Origin of the sequence: Dyella humi, from assembly GCF_044904605.1 — a bacterium.
In the GTDB taxonomy this organism is placed as follows: domain Bacteria; phylum Pseudomonadota; class Gammaproteobacteria; order Xanthomonadales; family Rhodanobacteraceae; genus Dyella_B; species Dyella_B humi.
Genome location: NZ_JADIKI010000023.1, coordinates 110,840 through 129,357, shown reverse-complemented (window position 1 = coordinate 129,357; position 18,518 = coordinate 110,840). Strand labels below are relative to the sequence as shown.

At 63.0% G+C, this 18,518-nt stretch carries 17 protein-coding genes; 7 read left to right on the top strand and 10 right to left on the bottom strand.

What is annotated here, in order from left to right; genetic code table 11:
- Positions 1 to 3: 3 nt before the first annotated feature.
- Entirely contained in the window at positions 4 to 900 is an 897-nt protein-coding gene (rpsB, locus tag ISP18_RS11715) for a 30S ribosomal protein S2 (RefSeq protein ID WP_380006417.1), read from the bottom strand.
- Between the two features lie 309 nt (positions 901 to 1,209).
- On the opposite strand from rpsB, the gene map reads away from it, so the two are divergent.
- From map to dapE, 6 genes are all read left to right on the top strand, one after another.
- Entirely contained in the window at positions 1,210 to 1,974 is a 765-nt protein-coding gene (gene map, locus ISP18_RS11710; RefSeq protein ID WP_380006420.1) for a type I methionyl aminopeptidase, read from the top strand.
- Positions 1,975 to 2,148: 174 nt separating this feature from the next.
- Complete coding sequence (gene glnD / locus ISP18_RS11705) at positions 2,149 to 4,797, top strand: [protein-PII] uridylyltransferase (RefSeq protein WP_380006423.1); 2,649 nt, start codon at positions 2,149 to 2,151, stop codon at positions 4,795 to 4,797.
- A 129-nt stretch (positions 4,798 to 4,926) separates the two neighbouring features.
- On the top strand, positions 4,927 to 5,430 hold the full coding sequence (locus tag ISP18_RS11700) for a PepSY domain-containing protein (protein ID WP_380006425.1): 504 nt from the start codon (positions 4,927 to 4,929) through the stop codon (positions 5,428 to 5,430).
- A gap of 121 nt (positions 5,431 to 5,551) precedes the next feature.
- Positions 5,552 to 6,379 carry a 2,3,4,5-tetrahydropyridine-2,6-dicarboxylate N-succinyltransferase gene (dapD, locus tag ISP18_RS11695; RefSeq protein WP_380006427.1) on the top strand — a complete coding sequence of 276 codons (828 nt, stop codon included), beginning with the start codon at positions 5,552 to 5,554 and terminating at the stop codon, positions 6,377 to 6,379.
- 1 nt (position 6,380) lies between these two features.
- The gene (locus tag ISP18_RS11690) at positions 6,381 to 6,746 is read left to right on the top strand and encodes a Spx/MgsR family RNA polymerase-binding regulatory protein (protein ID WP_380006430.1); all 366 of its coding nucleotides are present in this window, start codon (positions 6,381 to 6,383) and stop codon (positions 6,744 to 6,746) included.
- A gap of 11 nt (positions 6,747 to 6,757) precedes the next feature.
- Positions 6,758 to 7,918, top strand: a complete 1,161-nt coding sequence (gene dapE, locus ISP18_RS11685; protein WP_380006433.1) for a succinyl-diaminopimelate desuccinylase — start codon at positions 6,758 to 6,760, stop codon at positions 7,916 to 7,918.
- A 187-nt stretch (positions 7,919 to 8,105) separates the two neighbouring features.
- Here dapE and ISP18_RS11680 read toward each other — a convergent pair whose 3' ends face one another.
- Both ISP18_RS11680 and ISP18_RS11675 read right to left on the bottom strand, forming a co-directional pair.
- The gene (locus ISP18_RS11680; protein ID WP_380006436.1) at positions 8,106 to 10,520 is read right to left on the bottom strand and encodes a penicillin acylase family protein; all 2,415 of its coding nucleotides are present in this window, start codon (positions 10,518 to 10,520) and stop codon (positions 8,106 to 8,108) included.
- Positions 10,517 to 11,320, bottom strand: a complete 804-nt coding sequence (locus ISP18_RS11675; protein WP_380006439.1) for a phosphodiester glycosidase family protein — start codon at positions 11,318 to 11,320, stop codon at positions 10,517 to 10,519. The genes ISP18_RS11680 and ISP18_RS11675 overlap by 4 nt, the downstream gene beginning before the upstream one ends.
- A gap of 95 nt (positions 11,321 to 11,415) precedes the next feature.
- On the opposite strand from ISP18_RS11675, the gene ISP18_RS11670 reads away from it, so the two are divergent.
- Entirely contained in the window at positions 11,416 to 11,904 is a 489-nt protein-coding gene (locus ISP18_RS11670; protein WP_380006442.1) for an NUDIX hydrolase, read from the top strand.
- A 102-nt stretch (positions 11,905 to 12,006) separates the two neighbouring features.
- Here the strand turns inward: ISP18_RS11670 and ISP18_RS11665 are convergent, their stop codons facing one another.
- The 7 genes from ISP18_RS11665 to parC form a co-directional block, all read right to left on the bottom strand.
- Positions 12,007 to 13,221 (bottom strand): beta-ketoacyl-[acyl-carrier-protein] synthase family protein, encoded by a 1,215-nt coding sequence (locus ISP18_RS11665; protein ID WP_380006445.1) that lies wholly within the window; start codon positions 13,219 to 13,221, stop codon positions 12,007 to 12,009.
- A 1-nt stretch (position 13,222) separates the two neighbouring features.
- A complete protein-coding gene (locus tag ISP18_RS11660) occupies positions 13,223 to 13,477 on the bottom strand; it encodes an acyl carrier protein (RefSeq protein WP_380006448.1) in 255 nt (84 codons plus the stop codon).
- A gap of 249 nt (positions 13,478 to 13,726) precedes the next feature.
- The gene (locus ISP18_RS11655; RefSeq protein ID WP_380006451.1) at positions 13,727 to 14,161 is read right to left on the bottom strand and encodes a DMT family transporter; all 435 of its coding nucleotides are present in this window, start codon (positions 14,159 to 14,161) and stop codon (positions 13,727 to 13,729) included.
- Positions 14,158 to 14,517, bottom strand: coding sequence for an EamA family transporter (locus tag ISP18_RS11650; protein WP_380006453.1), 360 nt, complete (start codon positions 14,515 to 14,517; stop codon positions 14,158 to 14,160). The genes ISP18_RS11655 and ISP18_RS11650 overlap by 4 nt, the downstream gene beginning before the upstream one ends.
- A gap of 16 nt (positions 14,518 to 14,533) precedes the next feature.
- A complete protein-coding gene (locus ISP18_RS11645; RefSeq protein WP_380006456.1) occupies positions 14,534 to 15,373 on the bottom strand; it encodes an alpha/beta hydrolase in 840 nt (279 codons plus the stop codon).
- Between the two features lie 132 nt (positions 15,374 to 15,505).
- A complete protein-coding gene (locus ISP18_RS11640) occupies positions 15,506 to 15,994 on the bottom strand; it encodes a hypothetical protein (protein ID WP_380006459.1) in 489 nt (162 codons plus the stop codon).
- Between the two features lie 276 nt (positions 15,995 to 16,270).
- On the bottom strand, positions 16,271 to 18,511 hold the full coding sequence (parC, locus tag ISP18_RS11635) for a DNA topoisomerase IV subunit A (protein WP_380006462.1): 2,241 nt from the start codon (positions 18,509 to 18,511) through the stop codon (positions 16,271 to 16,273).
- Between the last annotated feature and the right edge of the window lie 7 nt (positions 18,512 to 18,518).

Below are 18,518 nucleotides of genomic sequence, written 5' to 3'. Positions count from 1 at the left end.
GACTTAGTCGGCGTCGGGGGCGTCATTCTGCACGCGGGGGCCACGACCACCGCGGTTGCCGCGGCCACCGTCGCGGTCGCCACGACCGGCGCCTTTCTTGGCCGGCGGGTTGCGGCGCGGTGCAGCGGCGCGGCGATCGTCGGCTTCCTTGGCAACGGGGTTGCCTTCCTCGTCCAACTCGACGAACTCGTTGGCGTCGCCCTGGGCGGCGGCCGGAGCGGCGGCCTTGCCTTCGAGGATCGAATCGGCAGCAGCGCGTGCGTAAAGCTGGATGGCGCGGATCGCGTCATCGTTGCCTGGGATGGGGTAGTCCACCAGCTCAGGGTTGTAGTTGGTGTCGACCACGGCGATCACCGGGATGCCGAGCTTCTTGGCTTCCTGCACGGCGATGTTTTCGTGGCCGATATCGATCACGAACAGTGCGTCGGGCAGACGGTTCATGTTCTTGATGCCGCCGAGGGAGTTTTCCAGCTTGGCACGTTCGCGGCGGCGGGCCAGCACTTCGTGCTTGACCAGCTTGTCGAAGCTGCCGTCGGTTTCGGCCGCTTCCAGTTCCTTCAGGCGACCCACCGACTGCTTCACGGTACGGAAGTTGGTGAGCATGCCGCCGAGCCAGCGGGCGGTAACGAAGGGCATGCCGACGCGGGCGGCTTCTTCGGCCAGGGCTTCGCGGGCGGAGCGCTTGGTACCCACGAACAGTACGGTGCCGCGCTTCTGCGCCAGACCCGACAGGAAGTTCATCGCGTCGGTGAACAGCGGCAGGGTCTTTTCGAGGTTGATGATGTGGATCTTGCCGCGGGCGCCAAAGATGTACGGAGCCATCTTCGGGTTCCAGTAGCGGGTCTGGTGACCGAAATGCACGCCAGCTTCCAGCATCTGGCGCATGGTGACTTGAGCCATGGTAGTACTCCTGCAGTGGGCCTTTTTCGATTGGCCCAGGGGTTGGGACCTCCACGTATCCCCGGCTTCGACCGTAGCGCCCGTGGCTTGAAGAAGGGCAGCTACAGCACCCCGAAGACGGTGCCGATACGTGTGTGGCGTTGGTTGGGGTTGTACCGCAGCGCGGTTACAATCCCGCTTCGCTTTGCGCCGTGCAGGCCATCAAGTGGCCGGAAGCGGTCTGCAAAACCCGGAAATTGTAGCCGGGATCACCGCTTCGCGGCAAGTTGGCTGGTTTTTGGCCGGCTTGCCGCCACATTTACAAAGACTATGGCCATTATCCTCAAATCCGCCCAAGACCTCGAAGGCATGCGCATCGCCGGCCAGTTGGCCGCGGAAGTGCTCGCCATGCTGAAGGAGCACGTCAAGCCCGGGGTCACCACCGAGGAACTGGACAGGCTGGCCTACGAGCACATCGTGAACGTACAGAAGGCGACTCCGGCCAACGTGGGCTACCACGGCTTTCCGAAGACACTATGCACCTCGGTCAACCACGTGATCTGCCATGGCATCCCCAGCCCCGGCAAGGTGCTGAAGGACGGCGACATCATCAATCTGGACGTCACCGTCATCAAGGACGGCTGGCACGGCGACACCAGCCGTATGTATTACGTCGGCACGCCCGGCGTGCTGGCCAAGCGCCTGGTCGAGACCACCTACGAGGCGATGATGCGCGGCATCCAGGCGGTGCGTCCGGGTGCGACCTTGGGCGACGTGGGCCACGCGATCCAGAAGCACGCCGAAGCGGCCGGCTTCTCGGTAGTGCGCGAGTACTGCGGCCACGGCATCGGCAAGGTCTACCACGACGAGCCGCAGGTGCTGCACTACGGCAAGCCCAGCACTGGCGTGGTGCTGCAGAAGGGCATGACCTTCACGGTCGAGCCGATGATCAACGCCGGCAAGCCGCAGACCAAGCAGTTGCCGGATGGCTGGACGGTTGTCACCAAGGATCACTCGCTGTCGGCGCAGTGGGAGCACACCATTGCGGTGACGGATGATGGGTTTGAGATTCTTACGCCCTGGCCGGATGCGTAATTTTTGCGTTGCCATCATTCCGGCGAAGACCGGAATCCAGTACAAACATGTTATGCGAGGCACTCGATATAAGGTTTTGAGTGCTGCGCACGACGTATTCAAACTGGATTCCGGCCTGCGCCGGAATGACGATATGGCAAGCTTCCGGATCGCGGATATACCTGACCATCGCCGATGACCTTATCCGCCGCTCCCCTTCCTCCATTACCCCGCCTCCCAGTCGCTGTCCCTCGTTCCGGCGTCTCCACCGAAGCGCGCATCGCACTGCGCCAACTGCTCGGCGACCTCAACCGCGCCATCGCTGTGGCCTTCCGGGACGGCGCCGACGCCACCGATCTCGCGCGCCGGCGCGGCGATTCGGTCACGCGCATCGTGGCGCACGTGTGGGGCGCGTGTCTGGGCGAGGTGAATGACGCGGCGCTGTTCGCGATCGGCGGTTTCGGGCGGGGACTGCTGTTTCCCTATTCGGATATCGACCTGCTGGCGCTGGTGCAGAACGCCGATGCTTCGCGCCTGCGTGCGCTCGAACAGTGCTTCGCGACGTTCTGGGATATCGGCCTGAAAGTCGGCCATGCGGTGCGTGATCCTGCGCAGTGCCGCACGCTGGCCGCATCCGAAGCCAGCGTGTTCACCAGTCTGCTCGACGCGCGGCGTTTGGCCGGCGATCCTGAGGTCGACGCAAGCCTGCGTTCGATCGTTGACGCGCCAGACATGTGGCCGCCACACGCCTACCTGCAGGCGCGCCTGGCTGAGCGCGATGCGCGCCACGCGCGCTTCGACGATACGGCCTACAACTTGGAGCCCAATCTCAAGGATGGCCCGGGCGGATTGCGCACGCTCGATTCGCTGCGCTGGCTCGGCAAACGCCTCGCGCATGCGCCAGATTTTCCGGACATGGTGACCGAAGGCCTGCTCGACCCGGCTGAATGCGAAACCCTGCTGCAGGCCGAAACCACACTGCGGCGCTATCGCTTCGCCTTGCACCTGGAAGCGGGGCGGGCGGAAGAGCGCCTGCTGTTCGACTACCAGCGCGCACTCGCCGCGCGCCTCGGCTTCGAAGACGAGCACGAGAAGAACCTCGGCGTCGAACAATTCATGCAAGGCTACTATCGCGCCGCCAGCCAGGTGGAACGACTGGGCATGCAGATCGCCGAGCGCTTCGAGGAAATGCTGGAGCCGCCGAGCAACGCACAACCCGTCGGTACGGACTTCGTGCGCTACGGCGGGCGCATGGCGGTGCGCGATCCAGACCTGTTCGTGAATCGTCCCGCGGCGCTCATCGATATTTTTATTGCACGTCTGGACCAGAAAGGCGTGATCGGTTTCACCGCCGACACCATGCGCCGCATCCACCAGGCGACGGCGGCGCTGGGTACACAGCTGGCCGATGACAACCAAGTACTCGCCTCTTTTCTGCAATTGCTGCGGCATGGCGCACCGGCCGTGGATGCGCTGTGGCGCATGAATCGCCATGGCCTGCTGGCCGCGATTTTGCCTGCCTTCGGCAAGGTGTTCGGCCGCATGCAGTACGACCTGTTTCACGTCTACACGGTGGACGAACACACGCTGCGCGTGCTGCGCAACGTCGCGCGTTTCGCCGATCCGGCCACGCAAGCGGAATTCCCGCTCGGCTGCGAAGTGTGGCAAACCCTGCCGAAGCCGGAAGTGCTGCTGCTGGCTGCGCTGTTCCACGACATCGCCAAAGGGCGCGGCGGTGATCACTCCGTGCTCGGCGAAGAAGACGCGCGCGCCTTCGGCAGGAAACTCGGCCTGCCGGAAGAAGACATCGAGCGCGTGGCGTGGCTGGTCCGCTGGCATCTGCTGATGAGCACCACCGCGCAACGCCAGGACATCACCGATCCCGATGTGGTGCATCGTTTCGCCGAAATCGTGGGTGGACGTGAGCGTCTAGCGCAGCTCTACCTGCTTACCATTGCCGACATCATCGGCACCAGCCCGCGCCTGTGGAACGCGTGGAAGGATCGCCTGCTCGCGGATCTCTACACGGCGACCCGCTACGCGCTGCGTCGTGATGCCAAGCCATCGCCAGGCGCCGCCGTGCGTGCGCAGGCGTGTCGCGAGCAGGCACTGGCCCTGCTCACGACCGATGGCAACGACCCGAACGTCGTCGCGCAGCTCTGGGACAGCTTCCCGATGGTGAGTTTTCTGCGCCACCGGCCGGAGCAGATCGCCTGGCAGACGTCGGAGATCCTGCGTGGGCAGGACAAGCTGCCGCTGATTGCAGTCAATCCGCTGTCGGTGCGCGGTGGCACTGAGTTGTTCGTTTACACACCCGATCGCGACGGTCTATTCGCGAACGTCACCGCGATGCTCGATCGTTTGCATTTTTCGGTGATGGAGGCGCGCGTGTTGAGTTCGCCGGACGGCAAGGCGATGGATACCTTCCTGCTGCTAGAGGCGGAAACCCAGAAGCACGCCAGCCCCGAACGCGCCGAGGAACTACAGCAGCGCCTGCATCGCGCGTTGTCGCAATCGGCGCCGATCATGCCGCCACGGCGCAGCATGTCGCGGCATCTGAAACACTTCCAGATGACGCCACGCATCGACTTCAAGCAGTCCGACGGCCGCACGCAGATGGCGCTTGTTTGCAGTGACCGCCCCGGCCTGCTCGCCGCCGTCACGCAGGTACTGGTGGCCTGCGAAGTGCGCGTGCACGATGCCCGCATTGCCACCTTCGGTGAACGCGTAGAAGACTTCTTTCAGCTCACCGATCGCCGCAATGCGCCGCTGAGCGAGACACAGCAACAGCGTTTGTGGCAGGCTTTGGTGGAGCGGATCGGACCACAGAGCCTCTCCGCATAGCCCAGGCATACACCCGGTGGCTATGCCGGCTTGCAGGGGATGATTTCCCGCGAGGCCGCGTCAGCGGTCGTCATCGTCAATCCTTTTTTCCGTTCTTGGCTGAAATATGCCAAGCAAGGCCGCGCAACCATGCCCGCATCTCATGCTTTTCTCAAACTCGCTCGACACATCCATCTTTACGTAGGCGTATTTATTGCACCCACGGTACTGTTTTTCGCCTTCACCGGCGGCCTGCAGGTTTTCGGCTTGCATGAAACCTCTCGCGGCAACGACTACAAGCCGCCGGTATGGTTGGTGATTGCCGCGCAGTTACACAAGAAACAAACCGACGTGTCGCCCGTGCACAAGCCGCGTCCGATGGAGGCGGAGAATCGTCAACTTGTGCCTGGTATGCCGAGGCCTACACAGTCAAGTAACGCGCCGGCATCGCCGCCGTCCAAACCGGAAGTGTCCGATGCGCCGATTCGGCATCCGCTGCCGCTAAAGATTTATTCCGCCTTCGTATCGTTCGGGTTGTTCGTGTCGACCTTGCTTGGCCTCTACATGGCCTATCGCTATACGCGCAAGCATGTGCTGATCAGCCTGTTGCTGGCGGCGGGAACGGTACTTCCCATCGTGCTGGCGCTCATCTGAGCTTTTCTGCTGTTACGGATACGTGACGCTTGCTCGTTCTCCACCCGAAGAAAATCGGTCATTTTGGGAAGATGCAGCTTGTGGGGTATCTTCGCATTGATCCATCTATGAGCCTCCCTCCATGCAGTCCATCGAAACCCTGATCAACGACACCTTCGAACGCCGCAACGACCTCACCCAGAGCGAAATCGAAACCCATCTGCGCCCTGCGCTGACCCAAGTGATGGATCTGCTCGAATCGGGCGAGCAGCGCGTGGCGGCACCAGACGGCAAGGGTGGCTGGTTGGTGAACCAGTGGCTGAAGAAAGCAGTGTTGCTGTATTTCCGTATCAACGGCAATCGCGTGGTGGATGGTGGTCCGGCGCTGGCGTTCGACAAGGTGCCGCTGCGCTTCGCGCACGGCAATGATTTGGACCTGGAGAACCTCGGCGCGCGCGTAGTGCCCGGCGCGTTGGTGCGTCGCGGTGCGCACATCGCAAAAGATGCGGTGCTGATGCCCAGCTACGTGAACATTGGCGCGTATGTGGGCGCAGGCACCATGGTCGACACCTGGGCCACCGTCGGCTCCTGCGCGCAGATCGGCGCTGGCGTGCATCTGTCCGGCGGCGTCGGCATCGGCGGCGTGCTGGAACCGCTGCAGGCCAATCCCACCATCATCGAAGACAATTGCTTTATCGGCGCGCGTTCCGAAGTGGTCGAAGGTGTGGTGGTGGAGCGCGGCAGTGTGATCGGCATGGGCGTATTCCTCGGCCAATCCACACGCATCTACAACCGCACCACCGGCGAAGTCAGCTACGGTCGTGTACCTGCAGGCAGCGTAGTGGTGGCCGGCAATCTCCCGGCGAAGGACGGTAGCCACAGTTTGTACGCGGCAATCATCGTCAAACAGGTGGACGAGAAGACCCGCAGCAAGACCGGTATCAACGAACTTCTGCGCAGCGGTGAGTGACATGAGTGCGAACACGATCACCCTCTATGGCCTGCCCAACTGCGATACCTGCAAGAAGGCGCGCAACTGGCTCGCTCGCTTCGAAGTTGCGCACGAATTCGTCGACTATCGCGCCCATCCCGTACCGCCCTCTACGCTGAAAATCTGGGCCGAGCAGATCGGAGGGTGGGAAAAGCTGGTCAATAAATCCAGCACCACATGGCGCAACCTGCTGCCGCAACGCAAGAACCCCGGCACCGATCCGGAGTGGACGCTGCTGTTGAAGGAATATCCCGCACTCGTTCGCCGCCCGGTCGTGGTACAGCCCGATGGCGCGGTCAGCGTGGGGTTCACCGATAACGGCTTCAAGAAACTGTTCGGGCGCTGAGGGCGTTGAGTATGTCCGAAGTATTCGATCTCGCTACCGATCTCATCAGCCGCCGCTCCATCACCCCGGAAGATGCCGGTTGTTTGCCGGTGATCGGTTCACGGCTGACGCGGCTGGGGTTTCGCATCGAGCATCTTCGTTATGGCGAGGTGGACAACTTCTGGGCGACGCACGGCGCGAACAATGTGCCTGGAGAAGGGCCGCTGCTGATTTTTCTCGGCCACACCGACGTGGTGCCCAGCGGGCCGGAGGAGGCATGGCAGAGTCCACCCTTCGAGCCGACCGTGCGTGATGGCCGTCTATACGGCCGTGGCGCCGCGGACATGAAGGGTGGTGTGGCAGCGATGACGGTGGCGCTGGAGCGTTTTGTCACGACGCACCCGGATCACCCCGGTCGCGTGGGCCTGCTGCTCACCAGCGACGAAGAAGGTCCGAGCAATCTCGACGGCGTGCGCCGCATTGCCGGTTACCTACGCGAAATCGGTGAGCACATCGACTGGTGCGTGGTGGGTGAACCTTCTTCCAAGGAAAAGCTAGGCGACTTGATTCGTGTCGGTCGGCGCGGTTCGCTATCGGGCACCTTGACGGTGCGTGGTGTGCAGGGCCACGTGGCGTATCCAGAGAAAGCGCTCAATCCGATTCACGCTTTTGCGCCTGCGCTGACGGAGTTGGCGATGGAGCGCTGGGATGAAGGCAATGCAGATTTTCCGCCTACCTCGTTTCAGGTTTCCAATCTCAATTCGGGCACGGGCGCGACCAATGTCATTCCCGGTTCGCTCGCCGCGTTGATCAATTTCCGCTACAGCACCGCGAGCACTGCAGAGGATTTGCGCAAACGTACCGAGGTCATTCTCGCCAAGCATGGTTTGGATTACTCGCTGGAGTGGTCGCTTTCAGGCGAACCCTTCCTGTGTCCCTCGGGCGGACGCCTGCGCGATACCGTGGTAACGGTGTGCCGCGAGCTGTGCGGCACCGAACCGGAGCAAAGTACCGGCGGCGGCACTTCGGATGGCCGCTTCATCGCGCCGATGGGTGCGGAAGTGGTGGAGCTTGGACCGGTCAACGCCACCATCCACAAGGTGGACGAGTGCATCGATGTGGCGGAGCTGGAGCGGTTGCCGGAGCTTTATCTGGCGATTTGCGAGCGGATGTTGTTGCGGCCGTGCTGTTGAATCGTTTGTAACCTTATGGCCGTCATTCCTGCGAAAGCAGGAATCCATTTGCTTTGATGCAAGGCGAGGATGGATTCCCGCTTTCGCGGGAATGACGGCCGTACATAGGTCAGGTGAGGCGAGGCTGGCCCCTCACCCCCCGACCCTCTCCCCGGAGGGGAGAGGGAGCGGGATGTCGCAAGCCCATTCATTGCGGCGAAGGCTCCAGCACCAACGTATGCCGATCTTCACCCGGCATCAGCCGCGTAGGCCGTCCGTGCACCCAATCCTCGTGACCAGCGCCATAGAACGGCGACAGCGGGTTGTCGCTCTGTCCGCCGGGCATTTCCAGAATGCCTTCGTCCTCATGGCCGGGTGAAACATCCAGACGCTCGGAAGCGCCAAAGCCCGGTGCGGCGACGCGCGGCATGTTGTGATCGCCGGGCAACGGTTCATCTGGCATGTCGAGCCAGTGCCCGATGAAGCCGGGCAGGGCGCGCGAGAGCGGGTGGCGCACGCCGGCGCGATTTTCTTCTCCCCAGGTGCGCGCGGCCAGTGCGCCCGGCTGTTTGCCGAGCGTGTCAGCGACGTTGCGCGCGGCCTGCAGCAGTAACGCGTGCCAGTCGTGATACGCGGGGTCGAGCAGATGCGCCGGTTGCTGCTGGATCAACATCCACACGGCCGCTTCCTGACTGCCGGGGCGGGGCCAGTCGAAATCCGGGAAGCGCTGCTGCATCTGTGCGGCGAACGGCGCCAGCACCAGCTTGTGCACTTCATCGCGGAACGCGTGCACCAAGCGGTAGTCCACGCTGTCCGGCGCGGCCTGATTGCGCCACGCCGCGGTGAGCTGGCGTAGCTGGTTGAGTGCGGGATCCTGCGCATTCGCTAGCGTGGTCTGCAACAACTGCTGCCAGCGGGAAAGAAACAGCGCGTGATCGTCGAGCTGGATGTCCAGCAGATTGCCGGGGCCGAAATCCGCGCGTGCGCGCAGGTCGTCGCGAATCTGCTGCGCACGCGCACCGACGTCGTGCCCGCCTTCGCCGAGCAAGGCCAGTTCGTCGCTGCCGACCGTGCGATTGTTGGCCGTCCACAGCCGTCCGTCGGCGGGATCGACGACACGAGGGTACTGCGACGCTGCGGCCCAGCCGGTCCAGCCTGTGTTCGGCTGCGACCAGTCGGCTGGCAACTGCGGATCGAAACCGGTGCGCATCGGAATGCTGTTGCCCGCGATGGTCCAGCCGATGTGGCCGGCGCTATCCGCGACCAAGAAATTCTGCGGCGGCATGCCGAAGGTCGGCGCCAAGTCCAACGCTGCGGATACGCTGCCGGTGTGCTCAAGCTGCATGAGGGCGATGTTGTAGGCGTGCGGCTGATCGCCGATCCAGGCCAGCGCGAGCGGCGTGCCGTCGGTGTCCTTCGCCAGCATCGGCCCCCAGCGCGTGTCCTCCACGTGTAAGGTATGCGGCGCGGCACCCTTGATGCCGATGATCTCGTCGTGCGGTTCGATGGCGGCCCAGCCATCTGGCACTTTGTAATGGTTCGCGTTTTTGGGATCACGCTGGATGCGCACCCAATCCATCCAGTCGCCGTAGCTGTTGGTGAAGCCCCAGGCGATCTGGCCGTTCGAGCCCGCCACCAGCGCCGGTGTTCCGGGCAGGGTGACACCCACAACGTCGCGTTCGCCCTTCGGCGCGCTAGCATCCGGATAGCGCAAGCGCGCGCGGAACCAGATATCGGGTACGCGCAAACTCAGATGCATGTCATTGGCGAGAATCGCCGAGCCGGTGCGCGAAATGCTACCCGCCACGGCGAAACTGTTGCTGCCGGGATAGGTGCGATCCACTGAAGAGATCGATGTGGCGGCGACTTTCGTACTCTCAGCTTGTGTCCCGACGTGGCGAAGATCGAACACGCCCGCCGCAGGAATGACGGGCGAGGGCGAAATGCCATCCTTCAACGGTGCTTCCCAATTCGGATCGGGCGAGATCAGAAAATTCACCAACGATTCGGGCAGCACCGCGCGCATCTGGGCGATGTGCAGCTCGCGCTCGTTGCGGCCGTCGTCGTTGAGATCCAGGTACATTGCCGCGACCACCAGCATGGTGTCTTCCGAGCGCCAGGGTCGCGGCTTGGCCTTGAGCAGCAGATATTCCCACGGCTTCTCACGCAGATTCGAAAGGCCGGCGTTCACGCCGTCGCGATAGAGATCCAGCGCTCGCTTCTGATCCGGTGCAAGCGCCGCATAGGCGGCTTCCGCCACCGCACGCAGACGATGAAGGCGATGTTTGATGTCGGTATCGAGCGCGGCAGGCCCTACCAGTTCCGACAGTTCGCCCGCCGACACGCGGCGCATCAGATCCATCGGAAAGAAGCGTTCCTGCGCATGCACGTAGCCGAGCGCATAGGTGACATCGTCGCGCGATTGGCCTGTGATGGTGGCCGTGCCCAGCGCGTCGCGGGTGATGGTCACTGCGTGTTGCGGCCCGTTCACCCGTTGACGGCCATCAAGCTGCGCGCGGCTGCCGGCGAGCAGCCACCAGCCGGTGACGACAAGGCCGATCACCGCGATCAGCAGCAGTATCGATAGCGCCTGGAACCAACGGAAGCGACGTTTCGTTGTCATTGCTCGGCAAACACCGCAAAGATGCCCGCGTAGGGCTTGACCATGAAGGTAGGAGCACCGGCGTAGCCCGTGCCATCGATGTAGAACTGCGAAATGGTGCCATCCAGATAAAGTGCGTCGCGGCAGCCGAGCTTGTCGCGGAACAGTTGTGCGAAGGTGTGGAAGTTCACCGGCGCTTCGCTCACCACGAATTCCACCTGGTACGGCGTACGCGCGCACACGCCGCTGCGCCACTTCGTGCTGTTGGAATCATGGATGAACTGATCGTTGATCTTGCCGTCGATCACCAGCATCGGGCCCGATTGCGTAGCCCAGTCCACCGGCTTGGCGTCCGCCTTGAAATCCGTGCTGGTGCGCACGGCGGCGCGGCCGTCTCGATAGATGGCGAACACGCCGTTGGGACGGATCGAGAAATTGCCTGCCGCCGGATTGCCTCGAACCAGGTTCAGCGGCACCAGCGTCTTGCCGTTTTCCACGTAAAGGCCGAGCGGTGCATACGACTGATCGTAGATGCCGGCGTTGGCCGCGAACATCAGTCGCTTGCCGTTGGCCGCGCCCCATTCCCGTAGGCTCTGGATGTCACCGAAGGGTTGGCCCGTATCGGTATTCTTCCAATGCAACGTCAGTGCTTCGCGGTGCAGGTCCAGGCTGACTACGGTGAAATCCTGACCTTGGAAGGTGACTTCGCGACTTTCCATGGGCTGCACCTGGCTGTTGCAGCCGGCAAGCAGCCATAGCGCGCTCAGCAGGGCGAGCGGCGGGCGGCGACGCAACCGTCGAATGTGGGTGGACGAGCGCATTCACGGATGGTCGCTGGCCGAGCGTGATGGATGCAAGAGCATCCGCAGCGCCTCAGCGCGTAAACTTCAGCTTTGAGCTCAGGAAAGTAGTGCCCATGCCCTACACACCCATCGTCGCTACGCTCGGTTACGTGCTTTCCTCGGATCGGCGCAAGGTGTTGATGATCCACCGCAATGCGCGCCCCGACGATCAGCACCTGGGCAAATACAACGGCCTGGGCGGCAAGATGGAGCCTGGCGAGGACATCGCCGCCTGCATGCGTCGCGAGATCCACGAAGAGGCCGGCATCGAATGCGAGACAATGCACCTGCGCGGCACGCTCAACTGGCCCGGCTTCGGCAAGCAGGGCGAGGATTGGCTGGGTTTCATCTTCGTCATCGACAGCTTCAGCGGCGAGCCGCATACGGACAACGCCGAAGGCACGCTGGAATGGATCGACCTGGATCGCCTCATGGAACTGCCGATGTGGGAAGGTGATCGGCACTTCCTGCCGCTGGTGTTCGACCGCGATCCGCGACCGTTCCACGGCGTGATGCCGTACAAGGACGGGCGCATGCAGTCGTGGTCGTTTACGCGGTTGTGAGCATGCGCCATCAAGCCATGTGCTTCGTTGTCCAGGGTGCAGCGCGCTTCATGACGCCATGAACTGCTCCCTCGCCTACGTGCAGTAAGGGAGGGCAAAGCATCAGGGCGCCTGGCGTACCGCTACCACCGCGTTCAATCCACCAAATGCGAACGAATTGCTCAACGCCGCACGCACAGGCATGGCACGCGCTTCATGTGGCACATAGTCCAGATCGCAGACTGGATCAGGCGCGAGGTAATTGAGTGTGGGCGGCACGATGCCATGCCGTAGCGCGCCGATTGTCGCGATCATTTCCAGCGCGCCTGCTGCGCCTAGCGCATGGCCATGCATGGGTTTGGTGGACGTGACTGCCAGGCGATCGGCATGCTCGCCGAACACGTTGCGGATGGCGCGCGTTTCGGTGCAGTCGTTCGCCACGGTGCCGGTGCCGTGCGCGTTGATGTAGTCGATCTCGCTCGGCTGCATGCCGGCGTCGTGCAGTGCCGCCTGAATTGCCGCTGCCGCCCCGACATCCGATGGTGCGGTGATGTCGCCGGCATCTGCGCTCATGCCCACGCCGGCGAGTTCCGCCAGGATGGTGGCGCCGCGCGCTTGCGCGCTTTCCAGCGTTTCCAGCACGAACATCGCTGCGCCTTCGCCGAGCACCAGTCCGCGACGGTTGGCGCTGAAGGGACGGCATGTGTCGGGTGCGAGCACGCGCATTGCTTCCCACGCCAGCATCACGCCGAGCGTCATGCAGGCTTCGGTGCCGCCCACGACCGCGGAGTCCACTAGGCCGGCGCGAATCATCATTGCAGCTTGTGCGAAGGCGTGATTGGACGACGCGCACGCGCTCGCCACGGTGAACGTGGGGCCGGTAATACCGTGCACCATGCTGATCTGGCTGGCCGGTGCGCTGCTCATGATGCGTACGATGCCCAGCGGGTGAAAGCGGCTGGCCTTTTCGGCGTAGAGCTTTCGATACAGCCCATCGCGCGTTTCCTCGCCGGCCGCGCCGGTACCGATCACCACGGCCGTGCGTGCGGCGCGCTCGTTGCGAAAATCCAGCCCCGATTGCCGAATTGCTTCGCCGGCGGCGACCAGGGCGTATTGAGCTAGCGGATCGAGAAACGGCAGTCGCGCTTCATCGATATAGGCCAGCGGCTCGAAATCGTTGATCTCAGCCCCGACAGGCTTGTTGCGCATCTGGCTGGTATCGAAGTGCTGCAGGGGCGCGATGCCGCTGCGGCCCTCGGTCATGGCTTGCCAGATGTCCGGAGCGTTGTGGCCGAGCGCGCAGATGCCGCCCATGCCGGTGATCACGATACGGCGCATGTCAGCTGTCGGTGGATTTTTGCGCAATCTGGCGCTCCACCGCCGCGATCAGGTGGCCGACGGTGCCATTCTCGAAGTCGACGTCATCATTGGGCAGGTTGATGTTGAAGTGTTCCTCGATGTCGAAGATCACTTCGATGGCATCCAGCGAAGCGATGCCGAGATCCTTGAGCGTCGATTCGGTCTTGATGGTGCCGATATCGATTTTTGCTTGTTTGCTGATGATCTCGAAAACTTCTTGCTGCACGTTGCTCATGAAAAACTTCCCCGATGATCCGCTGGCACAAGCGTGACGAAGCGCGAGTGCATTGTCCATATGAGCGGGCAGCGTAAAATTCCGTGCCGCGGCGCGATGGCGTCGCGCCTATCCTCGCGTGCGATAGGTGAACCTGGCAGTTCGCCAATGACTTAAGGATGCTCTGATCAAGCCTGCGTAGGCGGCATGATATCCAGAAGGCTCACAGGGTGTGTAGCGAGGCGCAGCCTGCGGGCGCTTCGGACATCCTTAATCGCAGGCCGCCGCATCCGGCGCCGCTACGGCTTCGATAGGCGTAGCGCCGCTTTCGGCCAAGGCCAGGCACACGATACCCAGCATGATCACGCCGGCGCCAAGCAACCGCATCGGCGTCAGCGACTCGTGGAACAGCCACGCGGACGCCAGCATCACGCTGACCACGTCAAGATGCGAGGCCGCGAATGCGGGGCCGATCGGCGCGTGCTTGAGCAGGCTCATCCAGGTGAAGAAGTTGCCGACGTAGCCGATCAGGGCGAGGTAGATCCATGGGTGGCTGACGATGCGCAACACCCAGGCCCAATTTGCTTCCGGCGGAAACGCGTGCGCGCCGGTCAGCTTGAAGCTGAGCTGCACCACGGTATCGAAAGCCAGCAGCAAGGCGAAGCCACCCAGATAGAAGCGCCATGTGTGCGGAGCGGCGCTCATCCGCCCGTTCCTACGATAGCCACGCCCGCACTCACGAGCAGAATGCCGGCCACGCGCAGCGGCGTAAATTTTTCCCGGAACAGCAGGCGTCCGCCGATCATGATCGCCACCATGTTGATCGACGCCAGCAGCATGCCCTGGGAGAGATCGACCAACGATAGAAAGGCGATCCACGACAACAGATGCAGTGCGTACGCCAGCAGTCCCAGCCACAACCACGGGCGGCTGGCCATATGACGCCATCGCGCCGCGCCATCGCCCGCGCGCGGATCGCTGGCCGCGGCCTTGAAGGCGAGTTGGCCGCCGGTATCGAGCGTGACATTGATCAACCACAGCGTGGCGACGAGTGGCGACACGTGCGGACCTTTGCGCTTAGGCTGCGGCGAGCGCAGCGGGCGTGCAGCTTGCCGCCACCTTGGAGAAGAAATCCGCCGAGCGATCCACCAGCAGGCGGCGTTCGCGATCGATGGTGATCATGTGATAGCTGTTTTTCAGCAGCAGCATATCCACCGGGCCGGATACCGAGCGCGCCACCAGGTGTGCATTTTCCAGGCTGGCCACGTCGTCTTCGGTGGCATGCGCGACCAGGCACGGCGCAGTCACCCTGGGCAGTTCGCGCCTCACCACCGTGGCCATGTTATACATCTCGGCCAGCGACGGCCAAGGATTGCCGGGCAGGCCGGCGGCCGCGCTGTCGCCGCCGAGCATCAGGCCACTGATCTGCGCGCGCAGACGTTCGTCGCGCAGGCCATAGGGTTCGTTCTCATGCACCATACGGTGCTTGCCGATGCCGAATCGCCCGATCAACGGCAACAGGAAGGAGAAACGGCTATACCACGGCATCGCCCAGCCGTCGTAGCGGAAGGTGGCGCCATACACGCCCACGCCGCGCACCCATTCCGGACGCTCCGCTGCGAGTTTCAACGCGAGGATCGCGCCCATCGACAGGCCGCCGACAAACAGGTGATCTACTTCATGCCGGAACTTGTCCGCCGCGGCTTCCACGCTGGCGTACCAATCCTTCCAGCCAGTGGCGAGCAAATCCTGCACATCGCCGCAGTGGCCCGCCAACTGCATGCCATAGACGCTGAAGCCAGCGCGGTTCAGCCCCTTGCCGACCAGGCGCATCTCGGTGGGCGTACCGGTGAGACCATGAATGAGCAGGACGCCGCTACGGCCACCCTCGAAGCGGAACTCGACGTTTTGAATCACTAGGGGTCTCGACTGCGGACTAAAGGGTGGAATAGTTCAGCAGTGTGTGGGGAGTGGCTTTCCATGCGCTTTCGCAAGCCCTCGCGATTCATGGGCTGCGTGGCTCTCTCCCGACGTGAGAGGGCTAAAGCATCAATGCCCGTTGAACCCACCCAACCGGCTTACCCCGATGGAAAAGCCTACCGAGCCCGTGGGATGGTCACAGCTGCCGGTGTTCTGCACCACGCTGACTGCACCTGATTGATAGCTGCCGGTGCCGATATGACTGCCGCTGACTACGCCCATACCGACCGAACCGTGCACCTGCGCCTTGTTGTAGGTGGAGTCGTCGCAAGCCGGTACCGCCGCTTCATCGTTGCCCCGCCTGCCGCTGGTATCACCGTAGTAGACGCCTGGCGCCGCGCTGATCGCGGCGGGATGGCCGTTCACGGTTACCGCACCTTTCGCGTTGCCGGCGGTTGAAGCGGACGAAGCCGGCTGTGCTGCGGTGGAACTCGAAGCCGGATAGCCCTGATAGCCGCCGGAAGGCAGCTTCAGATTCAGCGGCTGACTGGCCGTCTGCGCCCAGGCGGCAGAAACCAGCAGGCTGGTGGCCAGGGCGGTGAGGGCGCGTCTGTTCATCAAGGTGCTCCGAGGTACGTCATGCACATAACGCACGGCAATGCCTTGCCGTGCACATGTCCATTCGACGACTTGCGGGCGGATGAAGTTCCTTCAAGAGCAGGGAGCGGGGAACAGGGGCCGGGGAACATGGAGTGCATGCAAAGTATGGACGTTGAGGCCAGAAAAAATTGCCGGCGAGCTTGCAATGGGGATCAGCTTCACGAGACTTCCCCGTTCCCCGTTCCCCGTTCCCCGTTCCCCGTTCCCCGTTCCCCGTTCCCCGTTCCCCGCTTGTTAACCCGTTGTCTCGATCCGCTCCACCCGGCGCAGACCACGCGGCAACACGCCGCCGCGCGTGGCACGATTACCGCCGTACTCGACCAGGTCGGCCCAGCGCAGCGTGAGCTTGCGTTGACCTGCGAACATCGTCACTTCTCCTTTGCCTTCGGTGACGACGGCAATACCAACCACGCGTTCGTCACCGCTGCTCAGCTTCGCCTTGGGAATCTCGATCAGCTTGTTGCCCTTGCCCTTGTCCAGCTCAGGCAGTTCGGCCACGGAGAACATCAGCAGGTGCCCCTCGGTGGTCACGACCACGATGCGATCGCGCGCCGGATCGGCGCATATCTGCGGCGCCAGCACGCGCGCACCGTCGCCCAGCGTGATGATCTGCTTGCCGGCCTTGTTGCGGCCGGTGAGCGCTTCGAAGCGGGTGACGAAGCCGTAACCGAAGTCGGTGGCGAGCACCAGCCGCGTGTCGTTATCACCTGCGGTCACTGCATCGAAGCGTGCGCCGGCCGGCGGCGTGAAGCGGCCGGTAAGCGGTTCGCCGTTGCCGCGTGCAGAAGGCAGCGTGTGTGCCGGCGTGGAATAGCTGCGGCCGGTGGAATCGATCACGGCAATCTGCTGCGTGGTGCGCGCCTTCACCGTAGCGAACATGCTGTCGCCCTCGCGATACGACAAACCTTCGGCGTCGATGTCGTGTCCCTTCGCGGCGCGGATCCAGCCCTTCTGGCTCAGCACCACGGTGACCGGTTCGCTGACGACGAGCGCGCTTTCATCCAGCGCCTGCGCGGCTTCGCGTTGCACCAGTGGCGAGCGGCGATCGTCGCCGTATTTGGCGGCGTCGGCGCGCAGTTCTTCCTTGATCAAACCCTTAAGTTTGGCCGGTGACTTCAACAGCACGTTGATCTTGGCGCGTTCTTCTTCGAGTTGATCGCGCTCGGCGTTGATCTTCATCTCTTCCAGGCGGGCCAACTGGCGCAGCCTGGTTTCGAGGATGTAGTCGGCCTGCTCTTCGCTTAAGCGGAAGCGCGCCATCAGCACTGGCTTGGGTTCGTCTTCGGTGCGGACGATGCGGATCACTTCGTCCAGATTGAGGTAAGCGATGCGCAAACCTTCCAACAGATGCAGGCGGCGCTCGACCTTGGCCAGGCGATGGTTGAGGCGGCGCGTAACCGTGTCGATGCGGAAGTTCAGCCATTCGCTGAGAATGCGCTTGAGATCCTTCACCTGCGGGCGGCCGTCCAGGCCGATCATGTTGAGATTGACACGGAAGCTCTTTTCCAGATCGGTGGTGGCGAACAGGTGCTGCATCATCTCGTCCGCGTCGACGCGGTTGGAGCGTGGCACGATCACCAGGCGGATTGGATTTTCGTGATCGGATTCGTCGCGCAGGTCCTCGATCATCGGCAGCTTCTTCGCGCGCATCTGTGCGGCGATCTGCTCGAGGATCTTCGACGGGCTGACCTGGTGCGGTAGCGCGGTGATCACTATGTTGCCGTCTTCGCGCGCGTACACGGCGCGCGCGCGGATCGAGCCGCCGCCGCTCTGGTACATCGCCATCAGTTCGTTGCGCGAAGTGATGATTTCCGCTTCGGTCGGGTAATCCGGGCCGCGCACGTGTTCGCACAGGTCGGCGACGGTGGCGTCCGGGTCTTCCAGCAGGCGGATGCAGGCGCTGGCGACTTCGCGCAGGTTGTGCGGCGGAATGTCGGTGGCCATGCCGACCGCGATGCCCATCGAACCGTTGAGCAATACGTGCGGCAGGCGCGAAGGCAGCCAGCTCGGTTCTTCCAGCGTGCCATCGAAGTTCGGCACCCAATCCACCGTGCCGTGGGCCAGTTCGCCGAGCAATACATCGGCGATCGGGTTGAGCTTGGATTCGGTGTAACGCATCGCCGCGAAGCTTTTCGGATCGTCCGGCGAGCCGAAGTTGCCCTGGCCGTCGATCAACGGATAGCGATACGAGAACGGCTGCGCCATCAGCACCATTGCTTCGTAGCAGGCGCTGTCGCCGTGCGGATGGAATTTACCGATCACGTCACCGACGGTACGCGCGGATTTCTTCGGCTTGGCGCTGGCGGCCAGGCCCAGCTCGCTCATCGCATAGATGATGCGCCGCTGCACCGGCTTCAGGCCGTCGCCCACGAAGGGCAGGGCGCGATCCAGCACCACGTACATCGAATAATCGAGGTAGGCCCGCTCGGCGTATTCCTTGAGCGGGATCTGTTCGTAATTGGCTTGCAGGTTCATGGGGTTA

Coding starts and splice junctions, on each gene's coding strand:
- rpsB (WP_380006417.1), bottom strand. CDS start 900: ATGGCTCAAGTCACCATGCGCCAGATGCTGGAAGCTGGCGTGCATTTC.
- map (WP_380006420.1), top strand. CDS start 1,210: ATGGCCATTATCCTCAAATCCGCCCAAGACCTCGAAGGCATGCGCATC.
- glnD (WP_380006423.1), top strand. CDS start 2,149: ATGACCTTATCCGCCGCTCCCCTTCCTCCATTACCCCGCCTCCCAGTC.
- ISP18_RS11700 (WP_380006425.1), top strand. CDS start 4,927: ATGCCCGCATCTCATGCTTTTCTCAAACTCGCTCGACACATCCATCTT.
- dapD (WP_380006427.1), top strand. CDS start 5,552: ATGCAGTCCATCGAAACCCTGATCAACGACACCTTCGAACGCCGCAAC.
- ISP18_RS11690 (WP_380006430.1), top strand. CDS start 6,381: ATGAGTGCGAACACGATCACCCTCTATGGCCTGCCCAACTGCGATACC.
- dapE (WP_380006433.1), top strand. CDS start 6,758: ATGTCCGAAGTATTCGATCTCGCTACCGATCTCATCAGCCGCCGCTCC.
- ISP18_RS11680 (WP_380006436.1), bottom strand. CDS start 10,520: ATGACAACGAAACGTCGCTTCCGTTGGTTCCAGGCGCTATCGATACTG.
- ISP18_RS11675 (WP_380006439.1), bottom strand. CDS start 11,320: ATGCGCTCGTCCACCCACATTCGACGGTTGCGTCGCCGCCCGCCGCTC.
- ISP18_RS11670 (WP_380006442.1), top strand. CDS start 11,416: ATGCCCTACACACCCATCGTCGCTACGCTCGGTTACGTGCTTTCCTCG.
- ISP18_RS11665 (WP_380006445.1), bottom strand. CDS start 13,221: ATGCGCCGTATCGTGATCACCGGCATGGGCGGCATCTGCGCGCTCGGC.
- ISP18_RS11660 (WP_380006448.1), bottom strand. CDS start 13,477: ATGAGCAACGTGCAGCAAGAAGTTTTCGAGATCATCAGCAAACAAGCA.
- ISP18_RS11655 (WP_380006451.1), bottom strand. CDS start 14,161: ATGAGCGCCGCTCCGCACACATGGCGCTTCTATCTGGGTGGCTTCGCC.
- ISP18_RS11640 (WP_380006459.1), bottom strand. CDS start 15,994: ATGAACAGACGCGCCCTCACCGCCCTGGCCACCAGCCTGCTGGTTTCT.
- parC (WP_380006462.1), bottom strand. CDS start 18,511: ATGAACCTGCAAGCCAATTACGAACAGATCCCGCTCAAGGAATACGCC.